The following is a 25,744-nucleotide window of genomic DNA, read 5'->3' on the forward strand; positions in this document are numbered from 1 at the left end:
CCCATGGCCCGCCGGGAGGGGATCGCCATGAGCTCGGTCAGCGAGATCAAGCGTCCAAGGGTTCTGCTCTTCGGCTACAACGGCGCCAACAACACCGGCGCGGAGGCCAAGCTCCTCGCTACCATAGAGGAGATGCGCGCGCTGATACCTGACGCCGTGCTTACGGTCCCAAGCCTGGACGTCGATCGGCTGCGCCGTTATCTTCGAGAGGCCGATGATCTGAGGATCGTCCGCGTGCCGACGACCTATCGACGCACGGTGCGCCGGCTTGTGAAGGAGAGCGACCTCGTCGTCCTGGTGGAGGGCTCGTGCTACATCGAGACCTTCACCAAGGCGCTGCTCGACGCCTACCTGTGGGCCACGAGGTGCGCGCACGAGTTCGGAAAGCCCTGTGTGGCCTATGCCGTCGACTCCGGCCACTGCACCGAGGAGAGCGTGGATAAGGTGAGACGGGACGGGAGCTTGACCGATCTAATCATCATGCGCACTCGCACCGGGGCGGAGCGAATGCGGGCGTGGGGGGTCACTGCGCCGATCAAGGTCGCCGCTGACACCGCGCTGCTGATGAGGACGGACCCCCGGGACGCGGACATTCTGGAACGTTCATTGCCAGGAGGGACGGTGGGCATCGCGGCGGTGGATTTCTTCCTCTTCCCTGTCGTGCCCAGGCCGTGGGGCCGGCGGTCGAGGTGCTACAAGTGGCCCTACTACTTCGCGTGGAGCAGGGAGCGCCGTCGGGCGGCCGCCGAGCTGGCCCAGCGCTTCGCCGAGCTGGCGGACCGGTTCGTCAAGGAGCATGACCGGAACGTGGCGCTGCTGTGCATGGAGTCGGTCGACGATGACCTGGCCAAGGACATCCTCGCCCGCATGAAATGTCCTGAACGCGCCAGGATCTTCTCGGCCACGGAGCATAATGCCTCCCAGATGGCCTCGGTCCTGCGGTCCCTGGACCTCCTGGTCACCTCCCGCTACCACGCCGGAGCGCTCTCCCTCGAGGGGCATGTCCCCCAGATCGCCATCGCCCACGACGTTCGCCTGGCGGACCTGTACGACGAGATCGGGATGAAGGATGAGTTCTTCTTCGAGCGCTCGGCCGAGGGCCTGTGGCCTCAGGTAAGGGCTAAGGCCGACCGCCTGCTGAACGATCCCGGGGAGGTGCGCGCCCAACTGGCCAAAGCGCACGAAGAGCATGTCATCCGGGCGAAGAGCGCCAGCGGATGGGTCGCCGAGCTACTGAGGGAGAAGGGGTGGAGCGTGGGACCGTGATCCTGCTCACCGGAGGTTCCGGCTTCATCGGCACCTACGTCGCCAGGTGGTTCCTGGCGAACTCCGGCCATAACATCACCGTGCTGGCGCGGGGGGGCGATGACCGGGAAGCGAGAGACCGGTTGGCCCGAGTTTGGGGGGACCGCCCGGAGGTCGCCAGCGCGCTCGGCTCGAGGGTCGAGGTGCTGGCCGGGGACGTGTGCAAGGAGGACCTGGGACTGGAGCCATCGAGGTACGCGGAGCTGGCCCGGCAGGTGGACATCATCGTCCACTGCGCCGCCGACATCCGCCTCCACGCTCCGCTGGACGAGCTGAGGGAGACCAACGTCAACGGGACCCGGAACGTCCTCAAGCTCGCCTTCGCCGTCCACCGTGACCACGGGCTGAAGCGCTTCGCGCACGTTTCCACCGCCTACGTCGCCGGGGGGCGGAGGGGCGCGGTGCGAGAGGACGAGCTCACAGATCAATACGGCTTCCTGAGCAACTACGAGCGGAGCAAGTACGAAGCCGAAACGGTCGTCCGCGGGGCGATGGACGAACTGCCGATCTCCATCTTCCGCCCGGGCATGGTCGTCGGGGCCTCGGACGACGGCTATGTGAGAACTTTCAACACGCTGTACTATCCCCTGCGCCTCTACCTCGCCGGCAAGGTCAAGGTGCTTCCCATATCCCCCTCCCAGCGGGTGAACCTCGTCCCCGTGGATCACGTTGCCGAAATGATCGCCCGCCTTTCCCTCGATCCCCGGGCGGAAGGGAGGACCTTCCATGCCGTGGGCGATCCGGCGACGCTGCCGACCGTGAGGGAGCTCGTCAATGCCACCCGTTCCTGGGCCCTTGAGCATCTTGGGGTGTCCCTCCCCCGTCCCGTCTACCTGCCGATACTCCAGGGCACGGGGGCCAAAGGGCCGGCCAAGGACCTCGCTCCCCTGGCCGGCTACCTGCAGGAGCGGCGGGAGTTCCTTAGGACGAACGCGGACGACCTCCTCGGCCACTGCCCGGTGGACTGGCATCTCCTGCTCCCGAAGCTGCTGGAGTTCGGGACCTACACCGGGTTCCTGCACCGCAGTGACCGGACCGTGCACGAGCAGGTCTTGTTCCGCCTGACCAGCAAGCGGAGGCCGGTGCGGATGTTCGACATTGTGGACGGCGAGACCAGGGAGCGTCCCGCCGCCGAGGTCCGGGGGGACATGCTGCGGGCGGCAGCTGCCCTGCACGAGATGGGCATCGGCAAGGGCGACCGGGTGGCTATCGTCGGCGCGAACAGCACTCGGTACCTGACCCTCGATGTGGCCATCGGCATGGTGGGCGGAATCAGCGTTCCCCTTTACTACACCTCCCCGCCCCGGGAGCTGGACGAGCAGGTCGCCAGCAGCGGGGCCCGCCTCCTGCTGATCGGTTCAGGGCAGGTGCTCAAAAGAGCGCGCGAGATGCAGACCTCTGTTCCCATGATCTCGTTCTGCCGTTCGGTGCCCGAGGAAATGAGATCCCGGGCCCTATCTTGGGAGGAATTCCTCGACCGGGGCGTTGATGAGGAAAGGGCACGCTCCCCGGCGGGGCTGGGGGACATCGCCACGCTGCGGTACACCTCAAGCACCACCGGTCCGGCCAAGGGTGTGCTGTTCGATCACGATAACCTGCGGTACATGGCCGAATCCACCGCCTCCCTGCCGCCGTGGGAGGCGCGCAACTCTCAGGTCGTTTACCTATCGTTCCTGCCCATGAACCACGTGGTCGAGGGCATCCTGGCGACCTACTCGCCGTTCTACGCTCCGGCGGCCGTCGACCTCTACTTCCTCGAGGAGTTCAGGGAGCTGCGGAACGCACTTCCCAAGGTGCGGCCCACCGTCTTCTTCTCCGTACCCCGCTTCTTCGAGAAGTTGCACTCTGGCCTGGTCGACAACCCCAACGCCATGAGGGTGATGGCAAGGCCATCCAAGCCGACCTCCAAGCTCCTGGCGTCGGCGATCGGGAGGCAGGCCCTGAGGCGTGCAGGACTGGACCGCTGTGCCTACCTGATCTCCGGCTCGGGGGTCATGAGCCCGGCGATACTGCGGGACCTCCGGGTGCTGGGCATCGAGGTGCACAACGCCTACGGCCTGACCGAGGCACCGCTGGTCACAATCAACCGCCGGGGATGCAACGTCATCGGCACGGTCGGCACACCGCTGCCCAGGACGGAGGTCGCCATCGCCGAGGACGGCGAGGTGCTGGTCCGCGGACCCCAGGTCACCAGGGGCTATGACGGCCTCGAGGAGGATCCGTTCCACGACGGCTGGCTGCTCACCGGCGATACCGGGCACATTGCCGACGACGGTAGCCTCGTACTTCAGGGTCGGAAGAAGGAGCTGATCAAGACCGCCTACGGCAAGTACGTCAACCCTCTGAAGGTGGAGACGATGATGCGTTCTCTTCCCGGAGTGGAGGAGGCGATGGTGGTCGGCGAGGGCCGCCCGTACGGGGTCGCCCTGCTGTGGGTCGGGGGACGCCCGGCGGTGGACGACATCGATGCTGCCATCGTCAGCATGAACGAGCAACTGGCACGCCCCGAGCAGATCAGGGCCTGGGCCGTGCTACCCAACGACCTGTCCGTGGAGAGGGGCGAGCTGACTGCCAACATGAAGCTCCGGAGGCCTAGGCTGGTCCTGCGGTACCAGCCGGTGATCGAGTCGCTGTACTCGGGCCAGTCGTCGGCACCAGAGGCGCTGCACGTGGGTCGGGCGGGGAGGGAGACATGAGCCTGCGGCTGACCATCGCCTCGCGGTGGATGCCCCGCTTCCTCATGTCACGGGAGGTCCAGAGGATCGAAGCGAGGACGAACGCCACGCTGGACGCCCTTCTTCGGAGCGCCGGTTCCCATCCGCCCGAGGGCACCAAGGCCCGAGCAAAGGACCTGGAGGGCCACCGGGCGGCCATGGCCGGAGGACACGAGATCAGAGTGCGGGCGCTGATCGACGCCCTGGGCCGGGAGGAGGCGATCCGTGCCGCCCGGAGTGCGCTGAACGACACCGGCATGGAACTGGGACGGGAGGCGAAGGCGAGCCTCGGGGTCGGCGGTTCCTCCGAGGACCTCATGCGAGCGGCGGCGGTGATGTACCGCATCCTGGGCATCGAATTCTCGGTCCTCGACACCCCGGACGGACGACGGATGGCGGTCCGCCGGTGCGCCCTCTCCCAGGTATATTCCCATGATGCATGCCTGATGCTCAGCGCCGTGGACGAGGGGGTGGTGAGCGGGCTGAACCCGATGGCGTCGATGCGGTTCACCGAGCGCATGACCGGGGGCGCCCCGTGCTGCCTGGCATCGATAACGTTGAAGGAGGGGACATGAAGGCCATCGTGGTCGGGTCGGGAGCGGGCGGAGCGACCGCCGCCCGGGAGCTGTCAAGAACGGGCGCGGAGGTCGTGGTGCTGGAGGCCGGCGAGCGGTTCAAGCCGTTCACCCGACTGGTGGGGTGGACCGAACCCCTCAGGCGTGCTGGCCTGCTGGGCGGCGAGGCTAACGTCGAGAGGTTCATTTCCGCCTACCGAACCACGCGGTCGAGCAAGGAGCTGCTGCTGGTGCGGGGCATGGCCGTCGGCGGATGCTCGGTGGTCTCCTGCGGCAACCTGGTGCGGGCGGAGGCGGGACTGAAGGAGATCGGTCTGGACCTCTCGCCGGAGTACGAGAGCCTCGAGCGTCAGATCGGCATCGCGACGCTTCCCCGGGAGCGCTGGCGACCGACCACCCAGCGGATGTTCGACGCGGCCTCGGAGATGGGCCTGGACCCCCGCCCGACCCCCAAGGGGCTGGACATCTCCCGGTGCATCTCCTGCGGGCTGTGCGAGGTCGGCTGTCCCACCGGCGCGAGATGGGACTCCCGCCGGTTCCTGGACGAGGCCGCAAGATGGGGATGCCGGGTGCAAACCGGATCGGCGGTCAAGCAGGTCTTGGTGGAGGGCGAAAGAGCGGTCGGCGTGCGGGCGGAGGTGGACGGCCGGATGAGCACCATGAAGGCGGACGTCGTGGTCCTCGCCGCCGGGGGGATAGGCACCGCCCAGATCCTCAGGGCCTCGGGTATCGCCCCCAGCGATACGTTGTGGGCCGATCTCGTCCTCACCGTGGGTGGCAGGAGCAAGGCCGCGAGGCAGCTCGAGGAGCCGCCCATGGCCTGGTTCGCCCAGCGGGAAAGGCACATCATCTCACCGTACGTCGACGTCCTCTCGCACTGGTTCCACCGTCCCTGGAGAAACGTCGGCCTCCAGGACCGAGTAGGGGTAATGGTCAAGCTGGCCGAGTCCGCGAACGGCAGGGTACTGGAAGACGGCAGGGTGGAGAAGCCGGTGAGCGCGGAGGACCAGTCATACCTGCGCCGGGCCGCGGACGAGGTGAAGGATATGATGGGACGCGCCGGCGTGGAGGAACCCTTCATCAACGGCATATTGCACGGCGGTCATCTCGGGGGCACGGTGCCCCTGCGTCGCGAGGACGTCAGCGGCATGCGTCCATCATACCTTCCGGAGGGACTGTGGGTGGCCGATCTATCTCTTCTCCCCAGATCGCAGGGTCTGCCCACCATGCTGACCACCGCCGCCCTGGCCCTGCGAGTGGCCAGGAGCATTCAGCCGGAAAGCGGTCGAACATAGAGGTCACTTCTCCGGGATGCCTGACCTTTTAGATAACATCGCTCGCCGGGAAAAGCCTAACGACCTCTCCCGCCGAACACCGGAACCTGCCGGGGGGCGATCGATCACCGCCGCCGGCACCCTCCCCACCAGATGTGGAGCGGCTCTCGGGACGGCCCCCGGGCATTGCGCCGAGAAGCCCTGGTTCAACGATAAAAATAGTAGCGTTATGTTTGTTATATCCGTTATTCCAGTTAGGCGTCCAGATAGAATATGTCGGTGACGTTCTCGCCCGAATCAGTGAGCCTCAGCTCGCTGCCCCGGCCGTTCTTCCCGTCGACCCAGCCCTGCCTGATCCATCCGTCGATAAAGTGCCGGGAATAGTACATCTTCTCCGCCTGGGCCAGTTTATCTCGCCGGGAGTCCGTAGCCTTGAACTTCTCCATCGCCTCCCCATCATAGGTCCACACCCCGGCCTCCTTGAGATCCTGGATCATGGCGGCATACTTGGTGGACAGCTTGTTCTCCCTCCTGATCCGGAACCTCCTCAGGGCGATCACGAGATCCCGGGGCGGAGGGCTGATGCGGAACGAGGGCAGCTCCACCGGATCGGTGAGCTCTGTCTTTTTGCTGAACTGTATATATTGCGAGTGGTACAGCTCGTCCAATTGGGTCACGTAGTTCTGGTTGAGCTGGGAGTGCACGATGAACGGCTTGACTCCGTCGACCATCATCGACGCCACCGTCGCCGCGGCCACGTACTCCATCGTCCCTGACGAAAGATTGACATAGACGTCGTTGCCCAAACCCCGCTCCCTGGACATGATCGACATCAGCTCGCCCATCACCTTCTTGAACTGATAGACGTCGATCCTCCGCACCACGATGTCGTCGGCCTCGAACCCGATGTTGTGGAGCCGTTTGACGATCTCATCGTAGAAATCACTGAACACCGAACATCTCCTGTTCGACCCAATGCCGTTCCAGCAGATGAGGTAGATCTTCTCGGCCCTGAGGTCCCCTATGGGCTTAACCACCTTCAGGGTCTCGTAGCTCATGCAGCTGATTACCACCCTTAGGCGCGGCGATATGCTCGGTCCGTCAAGACCGTTGATGGCCGACAAGCCTTTTTTCGAAGCCTTGTTGGAATCGGTGCATGGGCTAGACTTATGCCTCATTTCCCCACCAGCTACCCGAAATCGACCATGAAGTTATAGTCTTGCATCAAGGTTCGGCATATCGCATCATCGGCGCTTCGAAATCCAAGGATGGCCGTCGAGATCCACAGAGAAAATAAGCGCGGCGTGGGAGTTTGGAGTGGGCTCCCTATTTTTCTATTATTTTAAAAAGCGAGTACTTCTGTAACATAAAGAGCCTACATTTCAAATGTGCAGAATTTTAGAAATTGAATATACATTCATCTGGAACAGAAAGTGATTTTTATCATTATGTCTGTCCGGGAACGAGGTTCGTTAGCGATGGTGTTCGATGCTGGCAATATTGCTTGGGTTTTGATCTCGACGGCGATGATCCTTTTAATGGTCCCCGCCGTGGCTTTCTTCTACGGAGGCATGCTCCGCAAGAGCAGTGTACTGTCCATGCTGGGTCAGAGCCTGCTCATCACCGGAGTAATAACATTGCTCTGGGTGATCGTGGGGTACTCGCTGGTCTTCAACAGCGACTACGGAGGCTTCATCGGTGGACTTGATTACGTGATGCTGCACGGGGTCGATGCGTTGACCCCGGCCCCCATGGCGTCATCGATACCCCACCTGCTGTTCATGATGTTCCAGGGTATGTTCGCCATAATCACCGTGGCGCTCATCATCGGCGGCACCGCGGAGCGCTTGCGGCTCAAGGCGTTCGTGCTCTTCGTCATCCTGTGGTCCCTCCTTGTCTACGATCCTGTCGCCCACTGGATATGGGGCGGCGGATGGCTGCAGACGCTCGGAGTGCTGGACTTCGCCGGCGGTATCGTCATCCACATCACCGCCGGGGTGTCGGTACTGGCCGCTGCCCTGATACTGGGTAAAAGGGCTTCGGTGTCCCACGGGATATCGGAGAACCCCCACAACATCCCCACCGTGGTCCTGGGCGGGGCGCTTCTATGGTTCGGCTGGTTCGGGTTCAACGGGGGCAGCGCGCTGAGCGCCGGATCGGTCGCCATCAACGCATTCGTCGTCTCCCAGATCTCCGCGGCCACCGCTACGGTGGTGTGGGGGACGATCTCCTGGCTGCACCTCGGTCGGCCGTCGGTGCTCGGTCTCATCTCCGGGGCCATCGCCGGTCTCGCCGCGATCACTCCCGCCGCCGGCTACGTGGACACCAGCGGAGCCATCGCCATCGGCTTTGGTGCCGGCGTGCTGTGCTACGGCGGCATCCTGCTGCGAAAGAGGATGGGTTTCGACGACGCTCTCGACGTGTGGGGCGTGCACGGCGTAGCCGGCACCTTCGGCGCGTTGATGATCGGCCTGCTGGCCACCTCCTCGGTGAACGACGCCGTGGTCCACAACGGTCTGCTCTACGGCGGGGACGCCTATCTGCTGGGCGTGCAGGCATTGGCCGTGGGCGTGGTTTGGGCGGTCTCGTTCGCAATAACCTTCATTGTCCTGAAAGTGATTGGGGCTATCACCCCGCTGAGGATGACCAAGGAAGAAGAGCGTATCGGAGCCGACCTTATCCAGCACGGGGAAACCGCATACAGCTAGGTGTTTCCATGAAGAAGATCGAAGCGTTCGTAAGGCCGGAGAGAGCAGACTCCGTAAAGAAGGCGCTGGAAGAGGCCGGAGCCACCGGGATGACATTGACCGATGTCAAGGGCCGCGGGGAGCAGAAGGGGATCGAGCTTATCAACCGGGCCGGTAAGTACCGCGTCGACCTGCTACCCAAGGTCAAGATCGAGGTGGTGGTCGAGGACAAACAAGTAGACCCCTTCGTGAACGCCATAATCGCCTCGGCGCGCACCGGCGAGATCGGCGACGGCAAGATATTCGTCTACCCGGTCCAGCAGTGCATCCGCATCCGCACCGGGGAGAAGGACGATGAGGCCATCTGAGCTTCGATCATCGTAATAAGCCGTGAAGAAGGATGGGGGCTGCGAGCACCGCCGCACCCCCTCTCTTGCATTTTTTTTTAATGAGCGCGAACGATGGATGATGCTACCCCGGCCATGGCGGCCACTCGCTCGATTGCCCGGACCGCTGTATCTGCGCCCATAGTCTCCAGTTGCCTGCTTGCTTGACCCCTCAATCTAAATACGGCCGCTTCCAAGCTCTTCACTCGTTGTCTTAGGTAATGGTATGGGGTTGGCTAGGGACATCACCAAGAACGCATTGGCCATGGCGCTAGTGCAGGCTACCACTCTTATCTCGACCTTTATCCTCTCGATCTTTCTGGCAAGGTATCTGGGAACCGAGAGGTATGGTATCTACACCCTTGCCTTCTCCCTATCCACCCTCATCTTCTTCATAGCAGACTTCAACCTGGGGTTCCAGCTGGTGGTGGAGGTCGCTCCCAACAAGGAGATCGCGCCACGGTACCTCACCAGTACCCTCCTCTTGCGCGTGATGCTGGGGGCGGTGGCCCTGTTCGTCACCCTGGCGGTCACTCTGTTCGAGGGCCTCCCGCCAGACGTGATCTACGCCATTATGGCCATCGCCGTGGCCACCTACTTCAACTGGTTATACAAGACCTTCACCTCGATGTACATGGCCTATGAGCAGATGCACTACGTGCTGTGGACCTCCATCGCCGAGAGGATGTTCACCATCCCCCTGGCCATCCTACTGCTGGTCCTCGGCTTCGGTCTGCCGGCGGTCGTCTTGGTCACCGTGGCCGGGGCGGTCCTGCAGTTCGTCCTCGGCCTCATCGTCTGCTCGCGTTTCGTGGTCCGGCCGTCCAGGAGGCTGAGCATCGACGACTCGAAGGCCCAGCTCAGGAAGGCGGTCCCCTATGCTACCCTAGACCTGGCGATCAACTCCCTTTTCTCGGTCAACGCCGTCCTCCTACAGTCGATCATTTTGTGGCTGGGGGGCGGAACGGCCCTGGCCCTCAGCTCCACGGCGATGTTCAACCTGCCGTTCAATATGGTCACTGCCCTGGTGGCGCTGCCCACCACGCTCATCGTATCCCTGGTCCCGGTGGTCTCCCGTACCCTGAGGTCATCGAAGGATCTGACCCAGATGACCCAACAGAAGGTCATGAAGTATATGTTCATCCTCGGTCTGCCCATCGGGGTCGGCGGGATCATCCTGGCGAACAAGATAATCCTATTCTTCTACGGTCCGGAGTATGCCCCGGCGGGCGTGGTCTTCGCTGTTCTTATGCCGGCGGTGGCCTTGAGCTTCTTCGACGTGGGAATGGGGAGCGTCCTGGCCTCAGCCAAGCGCATCCGCCTGCTGACCGTGGCCAACTGCGCCGCGGCGGTGGTGAACATCGCCCTCTGCTTTCTCCTCGTTCCGTTCTACCATGAGGTGGGGGCCGCCATCGCTTTCACCGTCTCCTACTTCGTAATGGTCGCCATCACCTTCGTGTTCCTGTGCCGGCACGTGTTCAGGATCGATCTCGTAGAGATTGTCTCCCGGCCGGTGGGGGCCGCCATCGGCATGGCTGCCGTTCTCCTCCTCCTTCCGGACCTCGGCCTGTTTGTCTCCATCGGCTTGGGGGCGGCGCTCTATTTCATCGCCCTGTTCCTATTCAAAGGGCTCAACAAACAGGACCGGGACATCCTCAGGGCGGTGCTCAACAAGTAAGGGGGGATGCCGGGCGATGGGCACCCATACCACTTTTTCGCTCAATATGGAGCATAATAGTGCATTCTAGCGGCTACCTTCATTTGAATTCTTATCCCTTGATGTACAGAATGCCGTCTCATGTGTCACAAGTAGGTAATAATTATCCTCGAAAGAAAAAATATTATATTCTTCTTTCTCGGATGGGCGGCACCATGGGCAACTACATGCTCGAGTGCACGGGCTGTCGTTCGAGGCTCGACGAGCGCGCGAACGCGTGTCCGGACCATGACGCGCTCCTTCGCCCGGTATACGAGCAGAGGAGCCTGACGATCTCGCCTTACAAGGGCATCTGGCAGTACTGCGAATGGCTGCCTGTGCACGGCATCATCAAGGGCTTCACCGGCGGCCCGGTCACCTACCGGAGCGAGGGCCTGGCCCGGGAGCTGGGACTCGACCGGTTGTACATTTCCTTCAATGGTTATTGGCCGGAGCGAGGGGCGTCGCTGCCGACCTGCAGCTTCAAGGATCTAGAGGCCCCACCCACGGTACAAAGGTTGATGGACCAGGGACGCGGCGACGTGCTGGTGGTGGCCTCCGCCGGCAACACCGCCCGGGCTTTCGCCAACCTGTCCTCGATCACCCGCCACCCGCTGGTGCTGCTGGTACCCTCCTCTGCCCTCGGCCGGCTGTGGCTACCGTCTGGGGCGAACACCGCCGGCTCGATCTTCGTCCTGGCGGTCGGGGGCGACTACAGCGACGCCATCGTCCTCGGCGACGCCATCGCCCGCCGCCCGGGGTTCGTACCGGAGGGCGGGGCCAGGAACGTGGCCAGACGGGACGGCATGGGCGTGGTTATGCTGGACGCGGTGCGGACGATCGGAGAGCTGCCATCCCACTACTTCCAGGCGATCGGGAGCGGGACCGGGGGCATCGCCGCCTGGGAGGCGTCCATTCGCCTCATCGCCGACGGCCGGTTCGGGACCACCATGCCGATCCTGCACCTGGGGCAGAACCTGCCCTGCGCACCCATCTACGACAAGGTGCACGGCGGGAGCTTCGATCCATCGTGCCCCCATGGAATGGTGGACGAGGTGCTGTTCAACCGCCGCCCGCCGTTCTCCGTCGCCGGTGGGGTCGCTGACGCCCTGCGCGCCACGGGCGGGGAGGTGCTGGGCATGACCAATCAGCAGTCGGACGAGGCCAAGGCACTGTTCCTCGAGTCCGAGGGCATCGACATCATGCCCGCTGCCTCGGTGGCCGTGGCCGCCCTCGTCCAGCGGGTCAAGGAAGGAGCGGTGGGAAGGAACGAGACGGTGCTGCTGAACATCACCGGGGGCGGGGCGGAGAGATTTCGCCGGGAAGAGGGTACCAAGGACCTCATCCCTGACCTGACGGTGAAGGGGCAGGACCAGGACATTGAAGCGATCACGAGCAACATCTTTGAGAACTTAAGGGAGGTCATGTGACATGGGACCGAAGCTTAGCCTGACGATCAACGGCGGGGTGGGGAAGAACGGCATCGAGGAACGCATCAGGAGGATCGACATCGACGGCGGTGACATCGTCGGCATCGTGGGACCGACCGGTTCCGGCAAGTCCACCCTCATCAGCGACATCGAGCAGCTGGCTCAGGCCGACACCCCCTCTCGTCGCACGATCCTCATCAACGGGGCGGTGCCCGACAGCATCATCCGCACCGACCCGAGGAAGAAGCTGGTGGCCCAGCTCTCCCAGAACATGCACTTCCTCTCGGACATGAACGTCGGGGAGTTCCTCAAGATGCACGCCAAAAGCAGGGGTAGGAGGACTGAGGTGGTCGAGGATGCCATCGATCTGGCCAACACCATGTGCGGCGAGCCCCTGGCCGCCGACCACCACCTCACCGCGCTCAGCGGCGGGCAGTCCAGGGCCCTCATGACCGCGGACATCGCGCTCATCAGCGACTCCCCCATCGTGTTGATCGACGAGATCGAGAACGCCGGCATCCGCAAGCAGGAGGCACTGCGCCTGCTGTCCGGGGAGGGCAAGATCGTCATCGTGGTGACCCACGACCCCGTGCTCGCGCTTTCCACCTCCCGGAGGATCGTCATGCGCAGCGGGGGCATGTCCAGCATCATCGAGCGGTCGGAGGGCGAGCGATCGGTTTGCTCTCGCTTGGCAGAGATGGACGACATGCTCATCTCGCTCCGCGAGGTCATCCGCAACGGGGAGATGGTGGAGGGCCACCTGTGAGATACGTCGTCTTCGCGGGAACCCCGGGGTCAGGGAAGACTTCGGTGCTCATCAACCTCATCCAGACGATTAAGGAGCGGGGAGCGAGCCCGGCGGTGGTCAAGGTCGACTGCCTATGGACGGAAGACGACAAGCGCATCGCCCGTCTGGGGGTGCCGGTGAAGACCGCCCTCTCCAAGGACATGTGCCCGGACCACTTCGCCATCTACAACATAGAGGAAATGTTCTCCTGGGCCAAGGGGACCGGCGCGGACACCCTGCTCAATGAGACCGCCGGCCTTTGTCTCCGCTGCGCCCCGTACACTGACCGGTGCCTGGCGGTGTGCGTGATCGACGTGACCTCGGGGCCCAACAACCCTCTGAAGGTCGGCCCCTTGCTGACCGCCGCGGACGTGGTGATGATGACCAAGGGAGACATAGTCTCCCAGGCGGAGAGGGAGGTGTTCCGGGAGCGGGTGCTGGAGGCGAATCCCGGCTGCCGGGCCATCGACGCCAACGGCCTCACCGGCAAGGGCTCGGCAGAGCTCGCGGACATCCTGATGTCCGCGCGCCCCGTCGACCAGGAGATGACGCTGCGCAACAACCCCCCTTTCTCCATCTGCACGCTATGCGCCGGGGAGTCCCGGGTCGGCAAGCAGCATCATCACGGCCTGCTGCGCCGCATCGACGGCTTCACCGAGTACAGGGGGGAGTGAGCTGGCCCGCCTTGAGGCGCTGCTGCCGGGCTTCAACTGCGGCCGGTGCGGTCACCGGACGTGCACGGAGCTAGGCGACGCCCTCATGGACGGCGAGAGCGTGGACCAGTGTCCGTTCATGTCCCAGGAGCGGTTCCTGGGGCCGAGGGCCGAGCTGGAGAGGACGCTCGCGTCCGAGGGCCGGGGAAAGAAAATAATAGGCATCATCGATGGCCTGGAGGCCCAGTTCTCCCTCCTCCCTCTGGACGGGGAGCCTTCCTGCCGGGAGGACCTTTACCCCTTCGACCGCGCCGCCCGGGTGGAGAAGGGCGATCTCATCCAGTACCGCCCCCTGGGCTGTCCCATCGTCCACTTCGCCCGTGTCCTCAATGAATCGCACGGCATACTGAGCGTACACATCGTCGGCCCTCGCAGGATCGTACTGGATGCTGCAGAGGAGCCCAAGGATATCGGGATGTGCATGGTGGCCGCCTTCGAGGGAGTCATCGGCCAAGGAAAGATGCCCCGGGTCGGGCAGACGGTGAGGTTCCTGCCCCAACATTGTATGATGGGGAAGGTGCATTCCGGCGTCGTGGTCGGCATCGAGGGCAGCAAGCTGAGGATCGAGGGGATCGACCTCAAGGTGTGGTGATGAAATGTCCAGCGGAGCCATGGACGCCTACCAGGGGCTGAAGGGCTGCGGGATCGGGCTGGTCGCCAGTGTGCCGTGCATTAACATGCGTGAGCTCATCGATCTGGTGCGGGCGGACCCGCAGATCGAGCACCTGGCCGTTACGAGAGAGGAGGAGGGGGTCGGCATCTGCGCCGGGTATCATCTCGGCGGCAGGCGGGCGGCGATCCTCATGCAAAACTCCGGTCTGGGCAACTCGATCAATGCGCTGGCATCGCTGGACATGCTGTACGGCATCCCCCTGCTCATGATCATCAGCCACCGCGGGGTGGAGGGCGAGCAGGTCTCGGCCCAGGTGCCCATGGGCCAGCTGACCGTACCCCTGCTGGAGGCGATGGGCCTGCCCTGCATCGTGCCGGAAGCGGGTGGGGTGGAGCAGTCCATCGCCCAGGCATGGGAGGAGGCGGAGCGGAGGGGCTGTCCCTCGACGGTGCTGGTACGTCCGGAGGTGTGGAGGTAGGATGAAGCGGATCGAGGCCCTGGAACTGATCGTCGGGAAGGCCGGAGATGCGCTGGTGGTCTGCAATCTCGGTTACCCGGCGAGGGAGCTGTATGCAGTGGGGGATCGGCCGGGTAACTTCTACATGCTCGGCTCCATGGGCCTCGCGTCATCCATCGGTCTAGGGTTGGCCCTGGCCCGGCCCGAGCGCAGGGTTATCGTGCTGGACGGGGACGGTTCGGTGCTTATGAACCTGGGAAGCCTCTCCACCCTCGCCTGCCGGGCGCCGGAGAACCTCCTGGTGATCATACTGGACAACGGCGTGTACGGCTCGACTGGCTCACAGCCGACCCCGGTCTGCCCCCGAACCGACCTCGCCAGGGTGGCCTCGGCCGCAGGAGTGGAGAACGTCCGGACGGCGGTCGGAGAGACGGACCTGGTAACAGCCCTCGGAGACATGGACCACGGTGTGATGCTGATCAAGGTGGAGGCGGGGAATGCGGAGGTGCCCCTGATCGACCTGACCCCTCATAATGTCATAGAGCGGTTCATGGCGTCAGCTTCCCCACGGCTTCGGTGATGCGGAAGGACCGGTCGAGGATGCGGTCGCGGAGCGTCCTGGCCGTTCGGAGGGCGCGGACGCGGTCGGACTGGCGACAGGTGACCGGCACGGTGACCTCCCGGCCGTCCACGGTGAACCGCACCTCGCCCAGGTCCGCCCTGAACACCTTGTTCTCGCACAGCGTCGAACATAGTCCGCAGTTGTAGCAGCGGTAGCGGTCTATGGTCGGCTTCCCGTGGGGGAAGCTGATGGCCTCGGTCGGGCAACGCCGCTCCGCCTCGCAGCACTGGCATCTTGCACACGAGGCACGGTCCACCCTGACGGTGGCGCTGACATCTTTCCACACCTGGCCGTAGTCGGCCACGGCGATGGGGTGGCGGTCCTTGATGTCCGCCACCGGCATGGGTATCTCGTCATCAGGCCTGGCCAGGCCGGACCGGATATCGTCATCCAGGACGGGGATGGGTACGGCCCAGGAGACCGCACATTCCGGACCGGCGGAAGTGATGAACCCGCCGATGAGCTCGGCGTCCATGCCTCTCATGTCCGCCGCCATCATCAGATTGGGGCTCCCGGCCGAGCTCCTGGTCCCCAGCCCGGTGACGAAGCCCTGGCCGCCGTTAACCAGCACCCGCGTGCCGATCCCGATGGTCCTCAGACCGGGGTCGTTCTGAATCGGATTGAGGTGTCCGCATCCGGAGAAGGTCAGCTCACGGAGGTGGGGCTTAAGCTCGGCGGCGTGGAAGATGGTGCGGACGGCCTCGTTCCCAGAGTTGACCATTGCCCGGTAGTTGCGGAAGGCGTGCCTGGTGGCCATGAGCACCGCGCTGTTCATGTCGTCCATCGAAACCTCCTTGGCGATGGCGTGGCCCTCTCCGGTCTCCGCTTCCACCTGAACGGGAGCTCCGGCGACCAGATCATGCAGCAGATGCCCGCCCCCGTACTTGGGATCGTGCTCGCTGACGGAGGTACCGAAGACCATGAGATCGAGGATGCCCAGCCGCTCGTTGGGGCAAGGGCCCACGCTGGTCGGTACGCCGTTCATGGTCACCCGGGTCGCCCTCTCGAAGATGCCGGGGGAGGAGATGGGGAAGGAGAGGACCGCATAGGTACCGCTCATGATGCCCCGGGTCCCGGTGGTCACCACGTCCACCTCCTCGAGCGCCCTCCCGTCCCCTCCGGAGATACGGTCATAAAGCTCCTGGACGGTCATCACGACGGCTTCCCCGCGCTCGATCTTTCGGTCGATCTCCATGATCGTCTGCTTCATTCGGGGGACTATCGGGCTCAAGCCTAATCCTTTTTTTTATGGGCCCTAGCCGCCGGACAATGCCAGAACCTAAAATCGCCCCGATCGGCATATGCGCGGAACGGGAGGAGGCGGGTCCCGGATCACCGAGGTTGGATGGCGATCCTCCCTGGCACCCCGGCTTCGCCCTGTCGCTGGATCTGCTCAGGCAGCTCCTCGAGCGGCCGGACCTCGCCTACGATCTCTCCGAACGGGACCCCCGCCTGCTTGGCCTTCACCATGGTGGCCATGGCCGTCCGGTACTCCAGGCCCGAGTAGCCGAAGGAGCCGAGAACGTCGACGTCCTTCTGGCAGACGTCGGTGAAGGGGCTGAGCTGAGCCTTGCCCGAATCGGCGGCGTTGCCGACCTCGACGATGCACCCTCCTTTCCTCACCAGCTGGAAAGACTCCTCGAATGCGCTGGGGTGTCCGGCGGTCTCGAACACGATATCCGCACCCTCGCCCCCCGAGAGCTTCTTGACCTGCTTCTGACGGTCCTCTATCGAATCGACCTCATTCATGTCGATGGCGTCGGTCAGCCCCATCCGCTTTCCCTTCTCCAAGCGTTCTGGCACCTTATCGATCCCGATGATGTTGGTCATCCCGAACAGGTTGCAAACCAGAGCATGGCACATGCCCACCGGCCCCATGCCTTGGACGACTACGGTCTGGGAGGGGTCCACGCCCACTCCGGTCTTGGTGTAGCCGGCCGCCGACCCCTGCGCCCGCTTGAACGCTCGGGTGGCCACGGCGATGGGCTCCACCAACACCAGCTCCCGGTCGTCCATGCCCGGAGGCAACTTGTATATGGGAAAATAACCTGGCAGGTACACGTGCTCGGCGAAAGCGCCCCAGAAGTGGGGCGGGTCATCGGCGGTGTGGGTCATGCTGATCCCCACCTCCTCGAACCCGCTGGACACGTTCGGTCGATCGGGAAGGTTCCTCGAGTACCAGTCCGGCCGACTGATCCCGATGCCCGAGGCGATGCGGTCTCCGGTGCTGAGAGGCTGCCCGGTGGCATCGGCCTCCACTCCCTCCCCCAGCTCACGGACCCGCCCGAACCACTCGTGCCCGAGGGCATGGGGCACCGGAATAGGGAGCCAACCCATTACCTGGTGGGTATCGGTACCGCAGACCCCGCACAGGACGACGTCAGCCACGACCGCACCGGGCCCCGCCGAGGGCGTGGGATAATCTCTCATCTCAAGATAATCGGTCGAACCCTGCTTGCTGAGTACCATCTCTTTAGCCATTCATATCACGCATGTTGAGCGCATGGACCAAGCATTTCAAACTTAGGCGACCCTTCTGTGCATTCGGCGGTCAGGATGGCCTTCCGCGATCATCGCGGGGTCGGTCAGATCGATAAAGAGTGAGATGGGGGCCGCCGCCCCGGTCGGGTTTGCTCGCGGGCATGGTCAATGGGCATAAGCGGCGGCCAGGCACGAGGTGCAAAGCAGCAGCACCGTCAGGACGATGAGCCACACCGTCAAATACCGCAGCCGGCGATGCTCGTCCAGCATCTCCTTCTGAATGCCGATCAGATTTCGCAGCTCCAAGCTGCCCACGTTGTCAGAGTCTTCCATGATATTCCTCCTATGCGCTAATGCGTTCGCTCTCATCGCAATGGGACGGGCGCTCACTGCCCGAGTCGGTGGAAAAAGGGCGCTCGCTATTTGCGCATCGGGACGAGGATGGAGACAAAGACCGCGCTCGATGATGGTTCAGGTTCGGCGCAGTCCCGACACTGGGCCGTCATCAGCTCCAGCGCCTCCGGGGGGAACAGCATGACCAGGGCCATGCAGGCGATCCATATGCGTGCCATCTCGCTGCCTAAAGCCACTTCGTTCACCTCACGCTCCCAAAAAGGCTTGAGATATAGTGGTTTGTGAACCAATCATCTTCATCTTGGCGTCGGGACGCCATGCTGGGCGGCAGGTCCCCGAGCGCTGATGGGATCGAGAAGGGGCGACAGGGGGAAAGGTTCATGAGGGAACGGCTAGAGAAGTCCAGTGCATGCTCGGCATGAAGGGCGGGATGTCCGGACCAAGACCTCGAGCCCGATCGGCGGCCGGCCTGAAGGACGTCGACGCTGTGATCATGGACCTGGACGGAGTGGTCACCGATACCGCGCGCCTGCATTCCGCGGCGTGGAAGGAAACGTTCGACGAGTTCCTCCGCCAGCGCGAGGAGCGCTATGGGGAGAGGCACGAGGCGTTCACCCAGGAGGACTATCTCAGCTATGTTGACGGAAAGCCCCGGTGCGACGGGGTGCGCGACTTCCTCGCTTCCCGGGGGATTACCCTCTCCGAGGGCTTGGAAGATGATCCTCCTCACAATGACACCGTCTGCGGACTGGGGAACCGCAAGAACCGCAGGTTCCTGGCGATTATCGAGGATCGGGGGGTGGAGCCCTATCCGTTCGTGGAGAAGGCCATCCGCTCGTGGAGGCAGCGAGGGACCAGGCTGGCCCTGGTCTCCGCCAGCCGGAACGCCAGGCAGGTGCTGAAGATGTCCTCCCTGGCCAGAATGTTCGACGCGGTTGTCGACGGCAACGACCTAGCCGCCCTCCGGCTGAGGGGCAAACCGGCGCCCGACCTCTTCCTGGAGGCGGCGAGGCAGCTGGAGGTGGTCCCGCATCGCGCGGCGGTCATCGAGGACGCCCTCGCCGGGGTGGAGGCCGGCCGGGCCGGAGGCTTCGCCCTGGTCATCGGGGTCGACCGCGGCCACCACGCCGCCGACCTCATGGCCCACGGCGCCGATCTGGTGATCGAGGATCTATCCTCGCTGGTGGAACTCCGCACCGAGGGCCTGCCATCCGCTCTCGACCGTTCCCGGGAGATCTTCAAGCGCCTCATCGGGGGCCAACCGGCGATCTTCCTTGACTACGATGGTACGCTCTCCCCCATCGTCGCCCGGCCCGACCTGGCGACCCTCTCCGACGATCTCCGGGAGACCCTGAGGCGGCTGGCTAGGGAGTGCCCGGTGTACATCGTCAGCGGCCGCGGTCTCGACGATGTCATGAAGATGGTCGCTCTCGATTCGCTGGGGTATGCGGGCAGCCATGGCTTCGAGATCGAGGGCCCGGGAGGCTCGTACTCCGATCGGGAGCGGGGTGCTGGATACCTCACCGCCTTGGACGACGCGGAGCGGAAGCTCCGACCGATGGTGGAGAGCATCCACGGGGCGATCGTGGAGAGGAAGCGGTACGCTCTTGCCTTGCATTACCGCCTCGTCTCGCCGCCCATTGTCCCGGTGGTGGAAGCGGCGTTCGACAAGGTCGCCCGGAGCCATTCCGAGCTAAGGCGAACCTCGGGTAAGATGGTCCTCGAGCTGCGTCCTGACCTGGACTGGGATAAGGGGAACGCGGTGCTGTCGATCAGCGATCGGCTGAGTGCCGGGCGGTCCCCGGTCGTTCCGCTGTACATCGGTGATGATCTCACCGACGAGGACGCCTTCCGGGCCATCGGGGACAAGGGGATAACCATTCTCGTCAGCGACCGCGTCCGGCCGACGGCCGCGCGGTACCTGCTCGATGACGTCGCCGAGGTCCAGGTGTTCCTTGATCGTCTTGTCGAGGGCTTCGAGAGCGAGGGTGCCACAGATATGTGGTCGCTGGTGTACGACGAGTATCGGCCGGGGAAGGAACAGCTGCGCGAGGCGCTGTGCACCCTGGGCAACGGATACATGGCCACCCGCGGTTCGGCCCCCGAGTCCGTGGCCGGCGAGCACCACTACCCCGGCACTTACATTGCTGGCATCTACAACCGGCTGCAGAGCATCGTGGCCGGCCGGGTCATCGAGAACGAGAGCATCGTCAACCTTCCCAACTGGTCCTATCTCTCGTTCCGCATCGCGGGCGGGGAATGGTTCGATGTCGATGAGATAGACATCGACGGCTTCCGTCAGGAGCTGGACATGCGGAGCGGGGTGCTTGTCAGGGAGGTCCGGTTCACCGATCGGCAAGGGCGCAGGACAACGGTCCGGCAACGACGATTCGTGAGCATGGACATCCCCAACCTCGCCGCGCTGGAGACAATCATCGTTCCTCAGAATTGGTCTGGCCAGGTGACGGTGCGCACGGCGCTGGACGGCAGGATCGGCAACACTCTGGTCACCCGGTACCGGGCGCTGAACAACCAGCACCTGACGCACCTGGCCTCGGGGACCGAGGGAGATGGGACGGTATGGCTGGAGGTTGAGACAAGCCAGTCCCACGTGCGCATCGCCGAGGCCGCCCGCACTGCGGTGTTCGAAGGACAGACCGCGGTCAACGGAGCGAGCGTCCCTCTCGAGGATGAGGGCCTAGTCGGGCAGGACATCAAGGTCGCCGTCAGCGAGGGTCGCCCCCTGCGGGTGGAGAAGGTCGCAGCCGTTCACTCCTCGCGCGACCCGGCCATATCGGAAAGTGCCATCGAGGCCCGCGACCTAGTCGCCCACTGCGGCAACTTCGCCCAGTTGCTGGAACAGCACGTACGGCGCTGGGACATGCTATGGTCCAGGTTCCAGATCGAGGTGGACCCCGGGCACGTGTGGATTTCCCAGATCCTCAATCTCCATGTCTTCCACCTGCTTGAGAATGCCTCGCTGCATTCCATCGACATGGACGCGGGCATCGCCCCCCGTGGTCTGGCCGGGGAAGCGTACCGCGGTCAGGTCATGTGGGACGAGCTGTTCATCTTTCCCTTCCTGAACCTGCACAGTCCTGACATCACGAGGAGCCTGATGTTATATCGCCATCGCCGCCTGCGTCGGGCGCGGTGGGCGGCGAGGCAGGAAGGCTACCGGGGAGCGATGTTCCCCTGGCAGAGCGGGAGCGACGGGCGGGAGGAGGCCCAGACCATACATCTTAACCCCCTATCGGGGAGGTGGGTGCCGGATAATAGCCACCTGGAGCAGCATGTCAGCCTGGCCATCGCCTACAACGTGTGGCACTACTACCAGGTGACCAACGACTTGAACTTTATGTCACTGTACGGTACCGAGTTATTGTGCGAGATCGCCCGGTTCTGGGTCAGTCGCTGTACCTACGACCCGGCCCGCGAACGGTACGTGATCCTGGGAGTAGAGGGACCGGACGAGTTCCACGAGGGGTATCCCGGGGCTCCCGAGCCAGGGGTGAACAACAATGCCTACACCAACGTCATGGTCTCATGGACGCTGGGGCGGGCGATGGAGGCGCTGCGGGAACTGCCTCTGCAGTACCACCGCGACGTGCGGGCCGAACTGTCCCTGGAGGACGAGGAGCTGGATCGCTGGAAGGAGATCGCCTTGAAGATTTTCGTGCCGTTCCACGGGGACGGCATATTGAGTCAGTTCGAGGGCTACGATGACCTCGGGGAACTGGATATGAGCAAGTACCGGGGCAAGTACTGCTCCCTCCACCGCATGGATCGCATCCTGGAGGCGGAGGGCGACAGCGTCCGCCGATACAAGGTGTCGAAGCAGGCCGACGCGCTCATGCTCCTCTACCTCTTCTCGGAGGACGAGCTCCGGGAGCAGCTGGGCAGTATGGGTTACTCCCTAAGCCAAGATGCGGTGCGGAAGACCATCGAATATTACTCAAAGCGCACCGCCCATGGTTCCACGCTCAGTCGGGTAGTGTACGCCTGGGTGCTCTCCCGCTACAACCGGGAGAGCTCATGGTCTATGTTCCTGGAGGCGCTGAGATCGGACGTTTCCGACGTCCAATGCGGCACCACGCACGAAGGCATCCACCTCGGGGCCATGGCTTCCACCGTGGACATCGTCCAGAGGTGCTACTCCGGCCTGGAGACAAGAGGGGATGCCCTCATCTTCGATCCCCGCCTCCCGCCCCAGCTGAAGCGGCTCAAGTTCCTACTGGAGTACCGCCGCCACCTGGTGGCAGTGGAGATCGATCGGGAGCGCATGCACCTGTCGAGCCGGACCAGCGACATCGCCCCCATCGCTGTCGGCTACCACGGCCGTACTTTCACCCTGGAGCCGGGGGGAGCCCTGGAGGTCCTGCTGGACGACGATGCCGGAACCTGAGTTTCAGCCGACCTGGGCGATGTACGCCGAGCCGTACTCGTCGGGTATCTCCCCGACCTTCCAGCCCACTGCGGTGGTCTCGCAGTAGAAGTAATCCTTGCCCTCGAACTCGTAGTAGGTCCCGGTCGCCTTAAGGACCGATATGCCGGCCGCGGCGTGCCCGTCGTACAGCAGGATGACCGCGTCATCGTTCATGGCTTCCATGATCGAGGCGTACAGGAAAGCTTTGTCCTCGCAGTCACCGGCCTCGTCGTACAACGTCTCCACGGGGAACCGCCAGTACTCGTCCTCGCTAACGCTCACCTCGTCCTCGACGTACTTGATGTTCTGCACGAAGGAGAGTACGAAATTCGCCTTGTTCACGTCGGAGAAGCTCGCCGACATACTCTCCAGCTCCTGGGCGACCTCCTGGACCACCGAGTCGTTGGGCGTGACATACTCATCGCACATGCTCACCGCCTCATCGATGGTGGTGGCGTACCGCTGCACCGTGCTGGTGTGATAGTACTGATACTCCGCGGCGGAGATGTTGACGCTCAGCGTATAGATCTTCCCGTTGAATGTCCAAGAGTACCTTCCGTCCCCGACCTTGGTGTTGGCGGACGAGTCCGGGTACAGCACCCCGCTGGCGATGACAGCCACGAGGATCAGCACCACCACGAGGGCGATGGCCACGATGACCACTACGGTCCGGTTGTTCCGTCGCTGGACCGGGCCGAACACCCCGCCTGGCGGAACGGGGGGCGCCAACTGATACGGGGGGGTCCATGGCGTCTGGAGATTGGTCCCGCAGCGCGGGCAGAAGCTACTGGTCGCCGGGTTCTGGTTGCCGCAGTGGGGGCAGAACCTGATCGCCGGCGGGGCCGGCACCGGGGCAGTCTGGGGCGCACCGCACGACGGACAGAACCTGGTCCCGATGGCCAGCTCGCTTCCGCAATATGGGCAGTTAACCGCTACGGGTTCGACCATGGTAATGGGACATCTAAAGAGGTCCGATTATATAAGTCATGAGAACCAGGGATGCATAAGAGATATGAATTCCCCGGACCAGGCCGTTCATCATCGGCCTGGCCGAAGAGGAGAGAATGGGTTTGGGCCCCCGTGTCGGTGTCCTCGGGCCCGGACGGTTGCAGTTTGCAAGCGTATCAATCGCCCCCCTTGCTGCTGCCGTTCCGACGGGCCGTTCGGACGCGCAGAAATGGAGGGATCCGCGCGTCGAAGGGTCCCCGCCGGTTCGGCGGCCTGCCCCGTTCTTGAGTAAATATATGTAGTTACATATTAAAATATATTTCGGTTAATGATAACATCATTCGGGTCCGGCCGCGGAGGGGAGTGATCAAGGCGCAGATGGGTCTCGTCCTTGTTCCGGCGGGCTCTCGATCCCCTCGATCGCGCACGCTGGACAGCGGCGATGCCGGCGGTGGGGGATCTTTTCTCCTTCCCACAGACGAGTAGGACCGAGCGGTCCGGGGCTCCGAAACCACGAAGGACCTTATCATTATGTAAAACGAGGAACCTTGCCGCCGGTTCAGGCCTTTCTATATGTCCAGAATAATTTTGGTAAGTATTATCTCAACTGATTGTATCCTGTGGCGTGGAGGGATGGATTTGCACTCCAACAAAGCACTGTCAAGCATCGCCATATCTTCGATGCTCGTTCTAATGGCCATGGTCGTGGTCGTGCCGATCGGCGCGCAGGCCGCTTGGCCCGATCAAGCGAACCTCAGCATCTCACCGGCGGAATTGTACCCTGGAGAGACCACCACGTCCAAATATACATTGGATATCAATTCGATCGACAATGGTGTTACCAAACTGACGATCTCCAATGTCTGGGTCAAGTACAGTTGGGAGACCGCGGCCCATGACATCCTAGCTTCGAGCGAGCCTCGTACAATCGGCGCTTTCCCCGCTCAGGTCGTATTCAGCAACAGCACTCATGTGCCCACCGATCAAGCGAAGGGAGCGTATTCCGTCAATGTAACCGTATGGGCCTATTCCAACGACGACCCGTTAACGCTCGTGACCCACACTTTCACCAGCGATGTTTCCATCAGTGACCCTGTCTCGGCCGTCGCATCCGCCGATCCGACCACTGGCTACAGTCCTCAAAACGTCACCTTCGACGTCACTGCCAGCGGTGGCAACGGCGTGTATTCATACACTTGGAATTTCGGTGATGGGACGGCGAACGTATCCCAGAAGTCTCCCACTCACACATATGATTCGAGCGGGAAGTTCACCGCCACAGTAACGGTGACCGACAGTCTGGGCAGATCGACCGATACGAACACCACGGTCACCATCGCGCCGGGGATCGGGGTGACAATAACGGCTCAGCCTTTGTCCGGTCCGTTCCCGCTAGAGGTCAAGTTCAGTAACACCGTCACCAACTCGGTGGATAATGAACTGACCTATCTGTGGAACTTCGGGGACGGGTCGAACAGCACTGAATCGTCCCCCACCTATACTTACAATAAAGCAGGCAACTACAACGTGAATCTCAAGGTCACGGACTCTCGCAACCGGAGCGCGGTATCAACGGACCTGACCGTCAGGGTCAGCGCCTCGATCTATCCGATCGCGAGCATCAACGCATCGGTAAGCAGTGGCCACGGTCCTCTGACCGTGGATTTCACCAGCACGGTCGAAGGTGGCACCTATCCATACAACTATATGTGGAGCTTCGGGGATGGATCGACCGATTCAAGTGCCAACCCTTCGCACACCTATGACGAGCCAGGCGTCTATGTTGTCCAGTTGACGACCATCGACTCTGCCAGCCGGCAGGACGTGTCCGAGCAGCTTACCATCACCGTACTCTCTGACACCACGATGAAGGTGGTGATCGGCGCGTCGAGCCTGAAAGGCACGTCCCCGCTGACAGTAAACTTCAACAGCACGATCGTCGACGGTACCGGGCCGTTCTTCTATACCTGGAACTTCGGTGATGGGAACACCAGCACATCGGCGAACGCGACGCATTTATTCAATGAAGCGGGAGAGTACAGCGTGACCCTGTCAGTCAAGGACTCGCTGTCGAACGTGACCATCTCGAACACGCTGGCAATAGTCGTGTCCGAACCAAAGGCGGCCACCATACCGGCATGGGTACTGATATGGGGCTCCACGGGCGCCATCATCGCCGTGGTGGGCGTGGTAGCGTTCACGATGATGAGACGCCGGATGTGAAGCGGACCGAGGGGACGGGGCCTCGGTGCCCCGTCCTCGCCACAACCAGTTAA

General features: G+C 63.1%; 21 protein-coding genes. 15 read left to right on the forward strand and 6 right to left on the reverse strand.

From position 1 onward, the window contains the following. Positions 1-3: 3 nt before the first annotated feature. The 4 genes from SA339_02580 to SA339_02595 are packed head-to-tail and all read left to right on the forward strand — an operon-like array spanning position 4 to position 5,889. Entirely contained in the window at positions 4-1,266 is a 1,263-nt protein-coding gene (locus tag SA339_02580) for a polysaccharide pyruvyl transferase family protein (GenBank protein ID MDW5562085.1), read from the forward strand. Beyond that, entirely contained in the window at positions 1,248-4,001 is a 2,754-nt protein-coding gene (locus tag SA339_02585; protein MDW5562086.1) for an AMP-binding protein, read from the forward strand. Before SA339_02580 ends, SA339_02585 begins: the two co-directional genes overlap by 19 nt. Next, positions 3,998-4,594, forward strand: a complete 597-nt coding sequence (locus SA339_02590; protein MDW5562087.1) for a hypothetical protein — start codon at positions 3,998-4,000, stop codon at positions 4,592-4,594. The genes SA339_02585 and SA339_02590 overlap by 4 nt, the downstream gene beginning before the upstream one ends. After that, positions 4,591-5,889, forward strand: coding sequence for an FAD-dependent oxidoreductase (locus SA339_02595; GenBank protein ID MDW5562088.1), 1,299 nt, complete (start codon positions 4,591-4,593; stop codon positions 5,887-5,889). The genes SA339_02590 and SA339_02595 overlap by 4 nt, the downstream gene beginning before the upstream one ends. Positions 5,890-6,122: 233 nt before the next feature. On the opposite strand, the gene SA339_02600 is transcribed toward SA339_02595, so the two are convergent. Further along, positions 6,123-7,046: a DUF6293 family protein gene (locus tag SA339_02600; GenBank protein MDW5562089.1), complete on the reverse strand. Its 924-nt coding sequence runs from the start codon at positions 7,044-7,046 to the stop codon at positions 6,123-6,125. 300 nt (positions 7,047-7,346) lie between these two features. Here SA339_02600 and SA339_02605 point away from each other — a divergent pair, with 300 nt between their 5' ends. The 9 genes from SA339_02605 (at position 7,347) to comE (ending at position 15,217) form a co-directional block, all read left to right on the forward strand. Then, positions 7,347-8,576, forward strand: a complete 1,230-nt coding sequence (locus tag SA339_02605) for an ammonium transporter (GenBank protein MDW5562090.1) — start codon at positions 7,347-7,349, stop codon at positions 8,574-8,576. 8 nt (positions 8,577-8,584) lie between these two features. Next, complete coding sequence (locus SA339_02610; GenBank protein ID MDW5562091.1) at positions 8,585-8,923, forward strand: P-II family nitrogen regulator; 339 nt, start codon at positions 8,585-8,587, stop codon at positions 8,921-8,923. 244 nt (positions 8,924-9,167) lie between these two features. Next, on the forward strand, positions 9,168-10,619 hold the full coding sequence (locus SA339_02615) for a flippase (GenBank protein ID MDW5562092.1): 1,452 nt from the start codon (positions 9,168-9,170) through the stop codon (positions 10,617-10,619). Positions 10,620-10,801: 182 nt separating this feature from the next. After that, entirely contained in the window at positions 10,802-12,067 is a 1,266-nt protein-coding gene (locus SA339_02620) for a cysteate synthase (GenBank protein ID MDW5562093.1), read from the forward strand. Between the two features lies 1 nt (position 12,068). Then, a complete protein-coding gene (locus SA339_02625; protein MDW5562094.1) occupies positions 12,069-12,833 on the forward strand; it encodes an ATP-binding cassette domain-containing protein in 765 nt (254 codons plus the stop codon). Beyond that, complete coding sequence (locus SA339_02630) at positions 12,830-13,528, forward strand: GTP-binding protein (GenBank protein MDW5562095.1); 699 nt, start codon at positions 12,830-12,832, stop codon at positions 13,526-13,528. Before SA339_02625 ends, SA339_02630 begins: the two co-directional genes overlap by 4 nt. A 22-nt stretch (positions 13,529-13,550) precedes the next feature. Further along, a complete protein-coding gene (locus SA339_02635; protein MDW5562096.1) occupies positions 13,551-14,159 on the forward strand; it encodes a (Fe-S)-binding protein in 609 nt (202 codons plus the stop codon). Between the two features lie 4 nt (positions 14,160-14,163). Then, a complete protein-coding gene (gene comD / locus SA339_02640) occupies positions 14,164-14,658 on the forward strand; it encodes a sulfopyruvate decarboxylase subunit alpha (protein MDW5562097.1) in 495 nt (164 codons plus the stop codon). Between the two features lies 1 nt (position 14,659). Next, the gene (gene comE / locus SA339_02645; GenBank protein ID MDW5562098.1) at positions 14,660-15,217 is read left to right on the forward strand and encodes a sulfopyruvate decarboxylase subunit beta; all 558 of its coding nucleotides are present in this window, start codon (positions 14,660-14,662) and stop codon (positions 15,215-15,217) included. Here comE and SA339_02650 read toward each other — a convergent pair. From SA339_02650 to SA339_02665, 4 genes are all read right to left on the reverse strand, one after another. Then, entirely contained in the window at positions 15,186-16,469 is a 1,284-nt protein-coding gene (locus SA339_02650) for a methanogenesis marker 16 metalloprotein (GenBank protein MDW5562099.1), read from the reverse strand. The two genes, comE and SA339_02650, sit on opposite strands and share 32 nt — an antisense overlap. A 122-nt stretch (positions 16,470-16,591) precedes the next feature. Continuing rightward, complete coding sequence (locus SA339_02655; GenBank protein ID MDW5562100.1) at positions 16,592-17,740, reverse strand: zinc-binding dehydrogenase; 1,149 nt, start codon at positions 17,738-17,740, stop codon at positions 16,592-16,594. Positions 17,741-17,905: 165 nt separating this feature from the next. After that, positions 17,906-18,073 carry a hypothetical protein gene (locus SA339_02660; GenBank protein ID MDW5562101.1) on the reverse strand — a complete coding sequence of 56 codons (168 nt, stop codon included), beginning with the start codon at positions 18,071-18,073 and terminating at the stop codon, positions 17,906-17,908. Positions 18,074-18,159: 86 nt separating this feature from the next. Beyond that, a complete protein-coding gene (locus SA339_02665) occupies positions 18,160-18,339 on the reverse strand; it encodes a hypothetical protein (GenBank protein ID MDW5562102.1) in 180 nt (59 codons plus the stop codon). Between the two features lie 164 nt (positions 18,340-18,503). On the opposite strand from SA339_02665, the gene otsB reads away from it, so the two are divergent. Continuing rightward, positions 18,504-22,499 (forward strand): trehalose-phosphatase, encoded by a 3,996-nt coding sequence (otsB, locus tag SA339_02670; GenBank protein MDW5562103.1) that lies wholly within the window; start codon positions 18,504-18,506, stop codon positions 22,497-22,499. A 3-nt stretch (positions 22,500-22,502) separates the two neighbouring features. Here otsB and SA339_02675 read toward each other — a convergent pair whose 3' ends face one another. Next, positions 22,503-23,468 carry a zinc-ribbon domain-containing protein gene (locus tag SA339_02675; GenBank protein MDW5562104.1) on the reverse strand — a complete coding sequence of 322 codons (966 nt, stop codon included), beginning with the start codon at positions 23,466-23,468 and terminating at the stop codon, positions 22,503-22,505. A gap of 639 nt (positions 23,469-24,107) precedes the next feature. Here SA339_02675 and SA339_02680 point away from each other — a divergent pair. Next, the gene (locus SA339_02680; GenBank protein ID MDW5562105.1) at positions 24,108-25,691 is read left to right on the forward strand and encodes a PKD domain-containing protein; all 1,584 of its coding nucleotides are present in this window, start codon (positions 24,108-24,110) and stop codon (positions 25,689-25,691) included. The last annotated feature ends 53 nt before the right edge of the window (positions 25,692-25,744 follow it).

Source organism: Methanomassiliicoccus sp., from assembly GCA_033485155.1.
Classification (GTDB): domain Archaea; phylum Thermoplasmatota; class Thermoplasmata; order Methanomassiliicoccales; family Methanomassiliicoccaceae; genus UBA6.